Raw genomic sequence first — 13,616 nt, forward strand, 5'->3', positions numbered from 1 at the left:
ACGGCTTAAAGCTTACAGCTGACCGAAGGTCAGAGGTGCTCGACCTTGCCGATCTCGTACTCGACGTCGCCGCCGGGCGTGCGCACCAGCACCACCTCGCCTTCTTCCTTGCCGATCAGCGCCCGGGCGATGGGCGAGGTCACGGAGATCTGGCCGGCCTTGATGTCGGCCTCGTCCTCGCCGACGATGCGGTAGGTCACCTCCTCGTCGGTCTCCAGGTTGATCAGCTCCACGGTCACGCCGAAGATCACCTTGCCGGTCTTGGGCAGCTTGGTCACGTCGATGACCTGAGCGTTGGACAGCTTGCCCTCGATCTCCTGGATGCGCCCCTCGATGAAGCCCTGCTGCTCGCGGGCGGCATGGTACTCGGCGTTTTCCTTGAGATCGCCGTGCTCGCGAGCCTCGGCGATGGCGGCGATCACGTTCGGGCGGGCCTCGCTCTTGAGGTGCTCGAGCTCATCGCGAAGGCGCTGCTCACCGACGACGGTCATCGGGACCTTGTTCATTGACTGACTCCTGCATGCAGTTCCTGTAGCCGCCGCACGGTGATGGCATTGCCGTACTCGAGGGCCAGACAAACGGCCTTGGCCCCGGCCAGGGTGGTGGCGTAGGGAACCTTGTGGGCGAGTGCGGTGCGGCGGATCACCGAGGAATCATTGATGGCCTGACGGCCCTCGGTGGTGTTGACGATGTAGGCGACCTCGTCGTTCTTGAGCAGATCGACGATGTGAGGACGGCCTTCATAGACCTTGTTGACGACCTCGACGGGCAGGTCGGCCGCCTGGAGGGCCGCTGCCGTGCCTCGGGTCGCACAAAGGGTGAAGCCCAATGTTAACAGAGAACGGGCCACCTCGATAACACCCGCCTTGTCCGGCTCGCGCACCGAGAGGAACGCCTTGCGCTCGCCCTCCAGCGCCGGAATCGCCTCGCCGGCGCCCAGCTGGGCCTTGTAGAAGGCCTCGGCGAAGGTCTCGCCGGAGCCCATCACCTCGCCGGTGGACTTCATCTCCGGCGACAGGATCGGATCGACGCCGGGGAACTTGTTGAACGGGAAGACCGCCTCCTTGACGCTGTAGGTCGTCGGCACGATCTCGGCCTCGAAGCCCTGGTCGGCCAGGGAGATCCCGGCCATGCAGCGCGCCGCCACCTGGGCCAGGGAGGTGCCGATGCACTTGGAGACGAAGGGCACGGTGCGCGAGGCCCGCGGATTGACCTCGATGACGTAGATCTCGCCGCCCTGCCAGGCCAGCTGGACGTTCATCAGGCCGTTGACGCCGAGCTCCACCGCCATGCGCTTGACCTGGTCGCGCATCTCGTCCTGCACCTCGGCGGGCAGCGAGTAGGGCGGCAACGCGCAGGCGGAGTCCCCGGAGTGCACGCCGGCCTGCTCGATGTGCTGCATGATGCCGCCGATCACCACCTGCTTGCCGTCGGAGACGGCATCGATGTCGACCTCGATGGCGGCGTTGAGGAAGTGGTCCAGCAGCACCGGCGAGTCGTTGGAGACCTTGACCGCATGGGTCATGTAGTTCTCCAGCTCGGAGGCGTCATAGACGATCTCCATGGCCCGGCCGCCGAGCACGTAGCTGGGGCGCACCACCAGCGGGTAGCCGATCGCCTCGGCCTTGGCGAAGGCCTCGTCGAAGCTGCGGGCGGTGGCGTTGGGCGGCTGCTTGAGGCCCAGCTTGTCGATCATCTGCTGGAAGCGCTCGCGGTCCTCGGCGCGGTCGATGGCGTCCGGGGTGGTGCCGATGATCGGCACCCCGGCGGCCTCGAGCTCGCGGGCCAGCTTGAGCGGCGTCTGGCCGCCGAACTGCACGATCACGCCGGCCGGGCGCTCCTTGTCGGCGATCTCCAGCACGTCCTCCAGGGTCACCGGCTCGAAGTAGAGGCGATCGGAGGTGTCGTAGTCGGTGGAGACGGTCTCCGGGTTGCAGTTGACCATGATGGTCTCATAGCCGTCGTCGCGCATGGCCAGCGCCGCGTGGACGCAGCAGTAGTCGAACTCGATGCCCTGGCCAATGCGGTTCGGGCCGCCGCCGAGCACCATGATCTTCTGGCGGTCGCTGACCTCGGCCTCGCACTCCTCCTCGTAGGTGGAGTACATGTAGGCGGTGTCGGAGGCGAACTCGGCCGCGCAGGTGTCGACCCGCTTGTAGACCGGGCGGATGCCGGCCTTCTGGCGGGTCTTGCGGAACTCCTTCTCGGCCACGCCCAGCAGCCTGGCCAGGCGGGCATCGCTGAAGCCCTTGCGCTTCAGGCGCAGCAGCTCGCGGGCGTCCAGCTCGGAGAGCGAGCGCTTGGCCAGCGCCTGCTCGGTCAGGATCAGGTCCTCGAGCTGGACCAGGAACCAGCGATCGATGTTGGTCAGCGCGAAGACCTCCTCGACGCTCATGCCGGCGCGCAGGGCATCGGCCACGTAGAAGATGCGCTCGGCGCCGGCGGCCTGCAGCTCGCCCTTGATGTGGGCCATGGCCTCGTCGGTGAAGCGGGTGATCTTGGGGTCGAGGCCGTCGTTGCCGGTCTCCAGGCCGCGCAACGCCTTCTGCAGCGACTCCTGGAAGGTACGGCCGATGGCCATCACCTCGCCCACCGACTTCATCTGGGTGGTCAGGCGGTCGTTGGCCTGGGGGAACTTCTCGAAGGTGAAGCGCGGGATCTTGGTGACCACGTAGTCGATGGACGGCTCGAAGGACGCCGGGGTGCGGCCGCCGGTGATGTCGTTCTGCAGCTCGTCCAGGGTGTAGCCCACGGCCAGCTTGGCGGCGATCTTGGCGATCGGGAAGCCGGTGGCCTTGGAGGCCAGCGCCGAGGAGCGCGACACCCGCGGGTTCATCTCGATGACCACCACGCGGCCGGTCTTCGGGTCCACACCGAACTGGACGTTGGAGCCGCCGGTCTCGACGCCGATCTCGCGCAACACCGCCAGGGAGGCGTCGCGCATGATCTGGTATTCCTTGTCGGTCAGCGTCTGGGCCGGCGCCACGGTGAGGGAATCGCCGGTGTGCACGCCCATGGGGTCGAAGTTCTCGATGGCGCAGACGATGATGCAGTTGTCGTTCCTGTCGCGAACGACCTCCATCTCGTATTCCTTCCAGCCCAGCAGCGACTCGTCGATCAGCAGCTCGTGGTTGTTGGAGAGCTCGAAGCCACGATGGCAGATCTCCTCGAACTCCTCCTTGTTGTAGGCCACACCGCCGCCAGAACCGCCCATGGTGTAGGACGGGCGGATGATCACCGGGAAGCCGAGTTCGCCCTGGATCGCCCAGGCCTCTTCCATGGTGTGGGCGACCTTGGCCTTGGGGCACTCCAGGCCGATGTTCTTCATCGCCTTGTCGAAGAGGTCGCGGTCCTCGGCCTTGTTGATGGCGTCGGCGTTGGCGCCGATCATCTCCACGCCGTGCCTGGCCAGCACGCCGTGCTTGTCCAGGTCCAGGGCACAGTTGAGCGCGGTCTGGCCGCCCATGGTGGGCAGCACGGCATCGGGCTTCTCGGCCTCGATGATCTTCTCCACCGCCTGCCAGGTGATCGGCTCGATGTAGGTGGCGTCGGCCATCACCGGGTCGGTCATGATGGTGGCCGGGTTGGAGTTGACCAGGATGACCCGGTAGCCCTCCTCGCGCAGGGCCTTGCAGGCCTGGGCGCCGGAGTAGTCGAACTCGCAGGCCTGGCCGATGACGATGGGGCCGGCGCCGATGATCAGGATGCTCTGGATGTCGGTACGTTTTGGCATGGTGCTTCCCGCAGAAAAGGTGACGGACGAGGGGCGACGATCGGACGGTTAGCGCTTGGCCTTCATCATCTCGATAAAGCGGTCGAACAGCGGCGCGACGTCACGCGGCCCCGGGCTCGCCTCCGGGTGGCCCTGGAAGCTGAAGGCCGGGCGGTCGGTGCGCTCGATGCCCTGCAGGGTGCCGTCGAACAGCGAGCGATGGGTCGCGCGCAGGGTCGCGGGCAGCGAGGCCTCGTCGGCGGCGAAGCCGTGGTTCTGGCTGGTGATCATCACCTGGCCGCTGTCGAGGTCCTGCACCGGGTGGTTGGCGCCGTGGTGGCCGAACTTCATCTTCTCCGACTTGGCGCCGCTGGCCAGCGCCAGCAGCTGGTGGCCCAGGCAGATGCCGAAGATCGGCACGCCGGTCTCGAGCAGCTCGCGGATGGCGGCGATGGCGTACTCGCAGGGCTCGGGATCGCCGGGGCCGTTGGAGAGGAAGATGCCGTCCGGGTTCAGCGCCATGACCTCGCCGGCCGGGGTCTGGGCCGGCACTACGGTCAGGCGGCAGCCGCGGGCGGCCAGCATGCGCAGGATGTTGCGCTTGACGCCGTAGTCGTAGGCGACCACGTGGAAGGGCCGCTCGGCCTCGGCGGCGTCGGCATAGCCTTCGCCCAGGGTCCACTCGCCCTCGCGCCACTCGTAGGGGGACTGACAGGACACCACCTTGGCCAGGTCCATGCCCTTGAGGCCGGGGAAGGCCCGAGCCGCCTCCAGGGCGCGCGCCACGGCGTCCTCACCCTCGGCGTCGGCCCCGGCGAGGATGGCGCCGTTCTGGGCGCCCTTGTCGCGCAGGATGCGGGTCAGGCGGCGGGTGTCGATGTCGGCGATGCCCAGCACGTTCTGGCTGGCCAGGTAGTCGGAGAGCGTCTGCTCGGAGCGGAAGCTGCTGGCCAGCAGCGGCAGGTCGCGGATCACCAGGCCGGCGGCGGCGATGGCCCCGGACTCCACGTCCTCGGCGTTGATGCCGGTGTTGCCGATGTGCGGATAGGTGAGGGTGACGATCTGACGGCTGTAGGAGGGGTCGGTGAGGATTTCCTGGTAGCCCGTCATGGCCGTATTGAACACCACCTCACCGCTGGTTTGCCCATCGGCGCCAATGGCGGTGCCATGAAACACACTGCCATCTTCCAAGGCCAGTATCGCGGGTTTGTTCAATGCAACGTCCTCCCAGGTGGTAAGAGTACAGCTCGTCAAGGATACGGTTCGGCTGGCCCCGATGGATGATCCGACCCGCCGCCCGTCGGCCCGCAAAAAAGCGGGACGAAACCCGACAGTGAAGACCGGTTTCATCCCGCTTGTTGTCATTCGCTCGGAACGCTGGGCCGACGCAACAAGCGTTTGCGCGGCGTGGGGCCGTCGCCCGGCCAAAATTTGGTGGATTCTAAAGCATCCGCCCGCGTTCGACCACCCCTCAGGCCAGCCCGATGACGTCCTGCATGTCGTAGCGCCCCGCCGGTCGCTCGGCCACCCAGCGCGCGGCGCGCACCGCGCCCCTGGCGAAGGTCATGCGGCTCGAGGCCTTGTGGGTGATCTCGATGCGCTCGCCCTCGGTGGCAAACATCACGGTGTGCTCGCCGACGATGTCGCCCGCCCTGACGGTCGCGAAGCCGATCTCCTTGTCGGTGCGCGGCCCGCACTGGCCGACCCGCTCGAAGACGCCGTACTCCTTGAGCGGGCGCTCCAGGGCATCGGCCACCACCTCGCCCATCTTCAGGGCGGTGCCGGACGGGGCGTCGACCTTGTGGCGGTGGTGGGACTCGATCACCTCGATGTCGTAGCCCTCGTCGCCCAGTGCCCTGGCGGCGGTCTCCAGCAGCTTCAGGGTGAGGTTCACGCCGACGCTCATGTTGGGGGCGAAGACCATCGGCACCCGGTCCCGGTGGCCGTCCAGCTCGGCCAGCGCCTCGTCGGACAGCCCGGTGGTGCCGATCACGATGCGCTTGCCGTGCTCGGCGCAGAAGGCCAGGTTGGCGAGCGTCACCTCGGGGGCGGTGAAGTCGATCAGCACGTCGAAGTCGTCGACGATGGCGGCCAGGGAGTCGCTGGCGGCGACGCCCAGCCTGCCGATGCCGGCCAGCTCGCCGAGATCGGCCCCGGCCAGCGAGCTGCCCGGCTCGACGATGCCGCCGGCCAGGGTGGCCCCGGCATCCTGCTGCACGGCGTTGACCAGGGTGCGGCCCATGCGGCCGGCGACCCCGACGATGGCGATACGGGTCATGCGATCTCCTGAAGCTTGGCTGGCCTGACGATGTCCGGAGTATATCAGAGGCGGCGCGCCGCCTGGGCGCGCGGGCGGCGCCCCGTCCACACTGGAGGTATCCGCCCCGGAGACGCGCCATGACCGCACTGCCCCCGGACCATCCCCTGGTGACGCTGCTGCATCGGCACCGCCGGGTGCTGCTGCTCGGCGCCCCCGGCAGCGGCAAGACCCGCCTGGCCGGGGCGGCCGCCGCCCGCCTGGCCGCCGAGGGCACCCCCTGCCGCTGCCTGAGCACCGACCCGGGCCTGCCCGGCATCGGCCCGCCCGGCGCGCTTAGCCTGGGCGCCTGGCACGGCGATCGCTGGCGCCTCGAGGCCCTGGCGGCGCTGTGCTCGCTGGACGCGGCCCGCTTCCGGCTGCCGCTGGCGGCGGCCGCGCGACGCCTGGCCGCGGCGGCCCCGCCGGGCCCGCTGGTGATCGACGCCCCGGGCCTGGTGCGCGGCGCCGGGGCCGCCGAGCTGCTGATGGCCCTGGCGAGCGCCTGCGATGCCGGAGCCCTGCTGACGCTGGCTCCCGAGGATGAACCGCCGCCGCTGGCCGACGAGTGCCGCGCCCTGGGACTGCCCCGGGCACGGCTCGCCCCCGCCCGCGAGGCGCGCCACCCGGGCAAGGAGGCGCGTCGGCAACGACGCACCGCGGCCTGGGAGGCCTGGCTGGCCGGCGCCACCGAGGTCGCGCTGCCGCTGGACGGCCTGGCGGTGATCGGCACCCCGCCGCCCCGGGCGGCGCCCGAGGCCTGGCGGGGCCGCCAGGTCGGCCTGCTCGACGCCCGCGGCGACACCCTGACCCTGGGGGAGGTCATGGAGCTGGACGGCGATCGCCTGCACCTGCGGGCGCCGTCCCTCGAGGGGGGCGCCTGCACCCTGGTGATGCGCGACGCCCATCGCGACGGCGAGGGCCGCCTGGCCACCGCGGCGCCCCGTCGCCCCGTCGCCGCGACGCCCGCCGCCCCCGAGCTGATCGCGCCCCTGGCGACGACGGGCCACCCGGACGACCCTCGCCCGGTGGTCCGCCTGGAGGCGGCCACGGCCACCCTGGTCAACGGCGTGTTCGGCGACCCCCTGCTGCACCTTCGCCTGCACCGCCAGCGGCGCCAGCTGCTGTTCGATCTCGGCGATGCCGGCCGGCTGCCGGCGCGGCTCGCCCATCGGGTCGGCGACGTCTTCATCAGCCACGCCCACTTCGACCATATCGGCGGCTTTCCCTGGCTGCTGCGCTCGCGGATCGGCGACTATCCGCCCTGCCGCCTGTTCGGCCCGCCGGGGCTCGCCGGCCGCGTGGCGGCACAGGTCGACGGCGTGCTCTGGGACCGGGTGGGCGACAAGGCGCCACGTTTCGAGGTGGCCGAGCTGCACGGCGAGCGGCTCGAGCGCTGGGCCATCGTCGCCGGCCGCGATGCCCGTCGACTGGCCGACGCCCCCGCGCCGGACGGCCTGCTGCTCGAGGCATCCGGCTATCGGGTGCGCGCCGTCACCCTGGATCACGGCACGCCGGTGCTCGCCTTCGCCCTGGAACCCGCGGCGCATGCCCGGGTGCGCCGCGAGCGGCTGGCGGCCCATGGCTGGCCGCCCGGGCCCTGGCTGGGCGAACTCAAGCGCCGGATGCTGGCCGGCGAGCCGGCGGCGCCGATCGCGCTGCCCGATGGCCGGACGCGGCCCGCGGGCGAGCTGGCCGCCGAGCTGCTCGAGGTGGCGCCGGGCGAGCGACTGGTCTACGCCACCGACCTGGCCGACACGCCGAGCAACCGGGCGCGGCTGATCGCCCTGGCCCGCGGCGCCCGGGCGCTGGTCTGCGAGGCACCCTTCCTCGAGCGCGAGGCGGACCAGGCCCGGGACACCGGCCACCTCACCGCCCGGGCCTGTGGCGAGATCGCCGCCGCCGCCGGCGTCGAGCGGCTGGTGCCCTTCCACTTCTCGCGGCGCCATGCCGACGAGGCCCCAACCCTGTACGCCGAGGTCGAGGCCGGCGCTCAGTCGGTGCGCCGCGGGGCCGGCGCGTCGTGACGCCGCAGCAGGGCGATGGCCAGCAGCACCAGGGCGCTGCCCGGCAGCCACGCCCAGCCGAGGCGCGACGGCGCCTCGACGAACAGCAGCAGCATGGAGACGAAGGGCACCAGGTAGCCATAGGCGGTGATGGCGCCGGGGGTCAGCACCGCCGTGGCGCGCTGCATCAGCCAGAAGGTCAGGGCGCTGGAGCACAGCCCCAGATAGACGATCAGCAGGCCGTCGCGCCAGGTCATGGTCGTGAGCCGGGTCACCGGCTCCAGCGCCAGCCCCGCCAGCCCGATCAGCGCCCCGCCCAGGGCGAGGCTCCAGAAGGTGCGCACCGCCGCCGAGGCCGGCAGCCGCCCGGCACCGAGGCCCCGCTTGGAGAGCACCGGGTAGAGCGCCGAACACAGGCAGCCGAGGAAGAACACCGCCTCCCCCCTGCCGAGCCGCCAGGCGCCATCGCCGGTCACGGCCTCGGCGAGGGCCAGCCCCAGGGCGCCGAGCGCGCCCAGGGCGAGGATCCCCGGCAGCCGCCAGGAGCGGCGCTCCACGCCGAGCCCCAGGCCCATGGCATAGGCCAGCAGCGGCACCGTGACGTAGAGGGTGGCCATGGACAGCGCCGTGGCATGGTGGGCGGCCCAGAACATCGCGCCGAAGAATCCCGCCAGGCACAGGCCCATGGCGGCGAACCACGGCAGCGCCCGCCAGCCGGGCCAGAACCCCGGCACCCGGCGGATCAGCGGCGCCAGGCCCAGGCAGGCGATGGCGAAGCGCAGGGCGGTCAGCGACAGCGGCGGCAGCTCGCCGAGCCAGCCCACCACGGGGAACGACAGCCCCACCAGCGCCGCCCACACCAGCATCCCCAGGTGGGCGGCCCGCGCCGACGGCACCGCCGGGCTCAATTTTCCCAGACGATCTCGATCGACTCCTTGCCCGCCATGCGCTCGAGGTGGCTGGCCACCACGCCCTCCAGGGTGTCGAGCGCCTCCTCGTCCAGCGCCTCGACGGCGACCTTGAGCTTGCCCGGCTCGGTGCTCATCAGGCAGGAGCCGTTGTCGAAGACCACCCGGCTGGCCTGCTCGCCCTGCTCCACCTCGAGCTTGTGGGCCCAGTGCTTGCACAGCCGGTTGATCAGCTTGTCGCCGGCCTCGGTGGCGATCTCGGCACGTGAAATCGGCATGGGGACTCCGTGTTCCTTGGACATGAACCTCAAGACTATGACGGCGCCCCCCCGCAGCGCCACCCTTTCCGGGGCCCGTTGGCGGACGCGGCGGGGCCGGCCGGCGACTGGCGACTATGCTCAGCCATGGGTCCGTCAACCGCCAGGAGGACGCCGCGATGATCATCAACTGCGTGGCCTACGAGCAGGGGCGCCGACTGCGCGATATCCAGCCCCACGAGATCGGCGAGCACATGGCCCGACCCAACTGCTTCGTCTGGGTGGCCCTGCACGATCCGGATGCCGCGGAGATGGCCGAGTTCCAGGCCCTGTTCGACCTGCACGAGCTGGCCGTGGAGGACGCCCTGCGCGGCGGGCAGCGCCCCAAGCTCGAGGAGTACGACGAGGCACTGTTCGTCATCATGCACATGATCAGCATGCGCGAGGATCAGCTGGAATCCGGCCAGGTGGCCGTGTTCGCCGGTCCGGGCTATGTGCTGTCGGTGCGCCTGCACCCGGGCCGGGGGTTCGCCGCGGTCCGCCAGCGCTGCGAGCACGAGCCGAGGCACCTCAAGCAGGGCCCGGCGTTCGTGCTCTATGCCCTGCTGGATGCCATCGTGGATCGCTACTTCCCGGTGGTCGAGGCGCTGGAGGCCGAGCTGGAGAGCATCGAGGACCGGATCTTCGTCAAGGGCACGGCCCGCCAGAGCCTGGAGCGGCTCTACCAGCTCAAGCGCCAGACCATGCAACTCAAGCATGCCGCCATGCCGCTGGCCGAGGCCGTGAGTCACCTGTTCGGCGGCCGGGTGCCGGCGCTGTGCCGCAAGACCCGGGAGTACTTCCGCGATGTCTACGACCACCTGCATCGCATCGAGTCGGCGGTGGACAGCATCCGCGAGATGATCATCACCGCGATCCAGGTCAACCTCTCGATGGTGGCCATCGACGAGGGCGAGGTCCACAAGCGGCTGGCGGCCTGGGCGGCGATCTTCGCGGTGGCCACCATCCTGGCCGGGATCTGGGGCATGAACTTCGCCCACATGCCCGAGCTGGACTGGCGCTACGGCTATCCCCTGGCGCTGCTGATGATGGGGCTGGCCTGCGGCGGCCTCTACCGGCGCTTCCGGCGCACCGGCTGGCTCTAGCCGCCGGCAACGCAAAAGGCCCCGCCTCCTTGCGGAGCGCGGGGCCTCGAACGCGCCGTCGAGGACGCCTTACGGCTTCATGTCCTCGAAGAACTTCTTCACGCCGTCGAAGAAGCTGGTCTTCTTCGGCGAGTGATGGCTGTTGCTGCCCTCCAGGCTGTCCTGGAAGCGGCGCAGCAGGTCCTTCTGCTCCTCGCTGAGCTTGACCGGGGTCTCGACCAGCACCCGGCACAGCAGGTCGCCGGCGGGGCCGCCGCGCACCGGCTTGACGCCCTTGCCCTTGAGCCGGAACAGCTTGCCGGTCTGGGTCTCGGGCGGGATCTTCAGCTTGACCCGGCCGTCCAGGGTCGGCACCTCGAGCTCGCCGCCCAGGGCGGCGTCGACGAAGTTGATCGGCACCTCGCACTGCAGGTGGCGCCCCTCGCGCTCGAAGATCGGGTGCGGCTTGATCGCCACCTGGACATAGAGATCCCCGGGCGGGCCGCCGTTGATGCCGGCCTCGCCCTCGCCGTTCAAGCGGATGCGATCGCCGGTGTCGACGCCCGCCGGGATCTTCACCGACAGGGTGCGGGTCTCGCGCACCCGGCCCTCGCCGTGGCACTTGTGGCAGGGCACCTTGATGTGCTGGCCGCTGCCGTGACAGGTCGGGCAGGTCTGCTGCACGGCGAAGAAGCCCTGCTGCATGCGCACCTGGCCGTGGCCGGCGCAGGTCGGGCAGGTCTCCTTGCTGGAGCCCGGCTCGGCGCCGTCGCCGTCGCAGCGCTCGCACTCGACGTGGCGCGGCACGCGGATGTCGACGCTGGTGCCGGACACCGCGTCCTCGAGGTCGAGCTCGAGGTTGTAGCGCAGGTCGCTGCCGCGCTGCGGGGCGTTGGGGTGACGGCGTGCGCCGCCCCCGCCGAAGATGTCGCCGAAGACATCCCCGAAGATATCGCTGAAGCCGCCGGCCCCGGCGCCGCCGAAGCCGCCGGCGCCGCCCGCCTGGCCGTCGACCCCGGCATGGCCGAACTGGTCGTAGGCCGCGCGCTTCTCGCTGTCGGTCAGGACCTCGTAGGCCTCGGAGACCTCGCGAAACTTCTCCGCCGCGGTCTCGTCGTCCGGATTGCGGTCCGGGTGGTATTTCTGGGCCAGGCGTCGATAGGCCTTCTTGATCTCTTTCTGATCGGCCCCGCGCTCGACGCCCAGAACCTCGTAGTAGTCACGCTTGGACATGAGTCTGTCCGCCTCCGTAGCGACTCTGCGGAAACACCAACGCGGGAGTCGTGCCCCCGCGCTGGCGTCATCCGTGATTCAGGCGTCGTGGTTTACTGCTTCTTCTGGTCGTCGTTGACTTCCTCGTACTCGGCGTCGACCACGTCGTCCTCCTGCTTGGCGCCCGCCTCGCCGGCGTCGGCGCCCTGGGCGGCCTCGCCCTGCTCGGCGTACATCTTCTGGGCCAGGTTGCCGGAGGCCTCGGTCAGCTTGTCGAGCTTGGCCTGGATGTCTTCCTGGTCGTCGCCCTTGGCGGCTTCCTCGAGCTCGGAGGCGGCACTCTCGATGGCCTGCTTCTCCTCGTCGGTGGCCTTGTCGCCGGCCTCCTCGAGGGTCTTGCGGGCGGCGTGGACCATGCCGTCGGCCTGGTTGCGCAGGGCCACCAGCTCCTCGAACTTCTTGTCCTCGTCGGCGTGGGCCTCGGCGTCCTGGACCATCTGCTCGACTTCTTCCTCGGACAGGCCGCTGGAGGCCTTGATGACGATCGACTGCTCCTTGCCGGTGGCCTTGTCCTTGGCGGACACGTTGAGGATGCCGTTGGCGTCCAGGTCGAAGGCGACCTCGATCTGCGGCACGCCGCGCGGCGCCGGCGGAATGTCGGCCAGGTCGAAGCGGCCGAGCGACTTGTTGCCGCTGGACTGCTTGCGCTCGCCCTGGAGCACGTGGATGGTCACGGCGGTCTGGTTGTCATCCGCGGTCGAGAAGGTCTGGGTCTTCTTGGTCGGGATGGTGGTGTTCTTCTCGATCAGCGGGGTCATCACGCCGCCCAGGGTCTCGATGCCCAGCGTCAGCGGGGTGACGTCGAGCAGCAGCACGTCCTTGACGTCGCCGCCCAGCACGCCGCCCTGGATGGCGGCGCCCACGGCCACGGCCTCGTCCGGGTTGACGTCCTTGCGGGCGTCCTTGCCGAAGAACTCGGCGACCTTGGACTGGACCATCGGCATGCGGGTCTGGCCGCCCACCAGGATGACGTCGTCGATCTCGGAGGCGGACAGGCCGGCGTCGGCCAGGGCGGTCTTGCAGGGCTTCAGCGAGCGGGTCACCAGCTCCTCGACCAGGGACTCGAGCTTGGCCCGGGTGACCTTGACGTTGAGGTGCTTGGGCCCGGTGTTGTCGGCCGTGATGTACGGCAGGTTGACCTCGGTCTGCTGGGCGCTGGACAGCTCGATCTTGGCCTTCTCGGCGGCTTCCTTGAGACGCTGCATGGCCAGGTTGTCGCCGGACAGGTCGATGCCGCTGTCGGACTTGAACTGGTCGACCAGGTAGTTGATCAGCGCCAGGTCGAAGTCCTCGCCGCCCAGGAAGGTGTCGCCGTTGGTGGCCAGCACCTCGAACTGGGTCTCGCCGTCGACGTCGGCCACCTCGATGATGGAGATATCGAAGGTACCGCCGCCCAGGTCGTAGACCGCGATGGTCTTGTCGCCGCGCGCCTTGTCCATGCCGTAGGCCAGCGCCGCCGCGGTGGGCTCGTTGATGATGCGCTTGACCTCGAGGCCGGCGATGCGGCCGGCGTCCTTGGTGGCCTGGCGCTGGCTGTCGTTGAAGTAGGCCGGCACGGTGATGACCGCCTCGGAGACGGTCTCGCCCAGGTAGTCCTCGGCGGTCTTCTTCATCTTCTTCAGGACTTCGGCGCTGACCTGCGGCGGCGCCAGCTTGTTGCCCTTGACCTCGACCCAGGCGTCGCCGTTATCGGCCTGGGTGATGGTGTAGGGCACCATCTTGATGTCCTTCTGCACCACGTCGTCCTCGAAGCGACGACCGATCAGGCGCTTGATGGCGAACAGGGTGTTCTGGGGGTTGGTGACCGCCTGGCGCTTGGCCGCCTGGCCCACCAGGGTCTCGCCATCGTCGGTGTAGGCGATGATGGAGGGGGTGGTGCGCGCGCCCTCGGCGTTCTCGATCACCTTGGCGCTGTCGCCGTCCAGCACGGCCACGCAGGAGTTGGTGGTCCCCAGGTCAATACCGATGATGCGTCCCATAGGAAATCCTCGAAATAGCGTTGCAGATTCGTTCGTGTGCGGCCTTCGCCGCGGGGTTGCCG

At 69.8% G+C, this 13,616-nt stretch carries 10 protein-coding genes; 2 read left to right on the forward strand and 8 right to left on the reverse strand.

The genetic code is table 11. The features are described 5' to 3' along the window. Positions 1-29: 29 nt before the first annotated feature. The 4 genes from greA to dapB all read right to left on the reverse strand — a co-directional run bounded on the left by greA (position 30) and on the right by dapB (position 5,990). A complete protein-coding gene (gene greA / locus QC818_RS06065; RefSeq protein ID WP_097787738.1) occupies positions 30-506 on the reverse strand; it encodes a transcription elongation factor GreA in 477 nt (158 codons plus the stop codon). Next, positions 503-3,733 carry a carbamoyl-phosphate synthase large subunit gene (gene carB, locus QC818_RS06070; protein WP_309651948.1) on the reverse strand — a complete coding sequence of 1,077 codons (3,231 nt, stop codon included), beginning with the start codon at positions 3,731-3,733 and terminating at the stop codon, positions 503-505. Before carB ends, greA begins: the two co-directional genes overlap by 4 nt. A 48-nt stretch (positions 3,734-3,781) precedes the next feature. After that, entirely contained in the window at positions 3,782-4,927 is a 1,146-nt protein-coding gene (carA, locus tag QC818_RS06075) for a glutamine-hydrolyzing carbamoyl-phosphate synthase small subunit (protein WP_309651949.1), read from the reverse strand. Positions 4,928-5,183: 256 nt separating this feature from the next. After that, entirely contained in the window at positions 5,184-5,990 is an 807-nt protein-coding gene (gene dapB / locus QC818_RS06080) for a 4-hydroxy-tetrahydrodipicolinate reductase (RefSeq protein ID WP_309651950.1), read from the reverse strand. 119 nt (positions 5,991-6,109) lie between these two features. Between dapB and QC818_RS06085 the strand changes: the two genes are divergently transcribed. Further along, on the forward strand, positions 6,110-8,035 hold the full coding sequence (locus tag QC818_RS06085; RefSeq protein WP_309651951.1) for an MBL fold metallo-hydrolase: 1,926 nt from the start codon (positions 6,110-6,112) through the stop codon (positions 8,033-8,035). Here the strand turns inward: QC818_RS06085 and QC818_RS06090 are convergent. Beyond that, positions 8,002-8,910, reverse strand: coding sequence for a DMT family transporter (locus tag QC818_RS06090; protein ID WP_309651952.1), 909 nt, complete (start codon positions 8,908-8,910; stop codon positions 8,002-8,004). The genes QC818_RS06085 and QC818_RS06090 overlap by 34 nt on opposite strands. An 8-nt stretch (positions 8,911-8,918) precedes the next feature. Further along, on the reverse strand, positions 8,919-9,200 hold the full coding sequence (locus tag QC818_RS06095) for a DUF2218 domain-containing protein (protein WP_309651953.1): 282 nt from the start codon (positions 9,198-9,200) through the stop codon (positions 8,919-8,921). Between the two features lie 158 nt (positions 9,201-9,358). On the opposite strand from QC818_RS06095, the gene corA reads away from it, so the two are divergent. Beyond that, positions 9,359-10,324, forward strand: coding sequence for a magnesium/cobalt transporter CorA (gene corA, locus QC818_RS06100; RefSeq protein WP_309651954.1), 966 nt, complete (start codon positions 9,359-9,361; stop codon positions 10,322-10,324). 69 nt (positions 10,325-10,393) lie between these two features. On the opposite strand, the gene dnaJ is transcribed toward corA, so the two are convergent. Then, a complete protein-coding gene (gene dnaJ / locus QC818_RS06105; RefSeq protein ID WP_309651955.1) occupies positions 10,394-11,536 on the reverse strand; it encodes a molecular chaperone DnaJ in 1,143 nt (380 codons plus the stop codon). Between the two features lie 92 nt (positions 11,537-11,628). Beyond that, complete coding sequence (gene dnaK / locus QC818_RS06110) at positions 11,629-13,554, reverse strand: molecular chaperone DnaK (RefSeq protein WP_309651956.1); 1,926 nt, start codon at positions 13,552-13,554, stop codon at positions 11,629-11,631. Between the last annotated feature and the right edge of the window lie 62 nt (positions 13,555-13,616).

Source organism: Halomonas koreensis, from assembly GCF_031451675.1.
Taxonomy (GTDB): Bacteria; Pseudomonadota; Gammaproteobacteria; order Pseudomonadales; family Halomonadaceae; genus Halomonas; species Halomonas koreensis.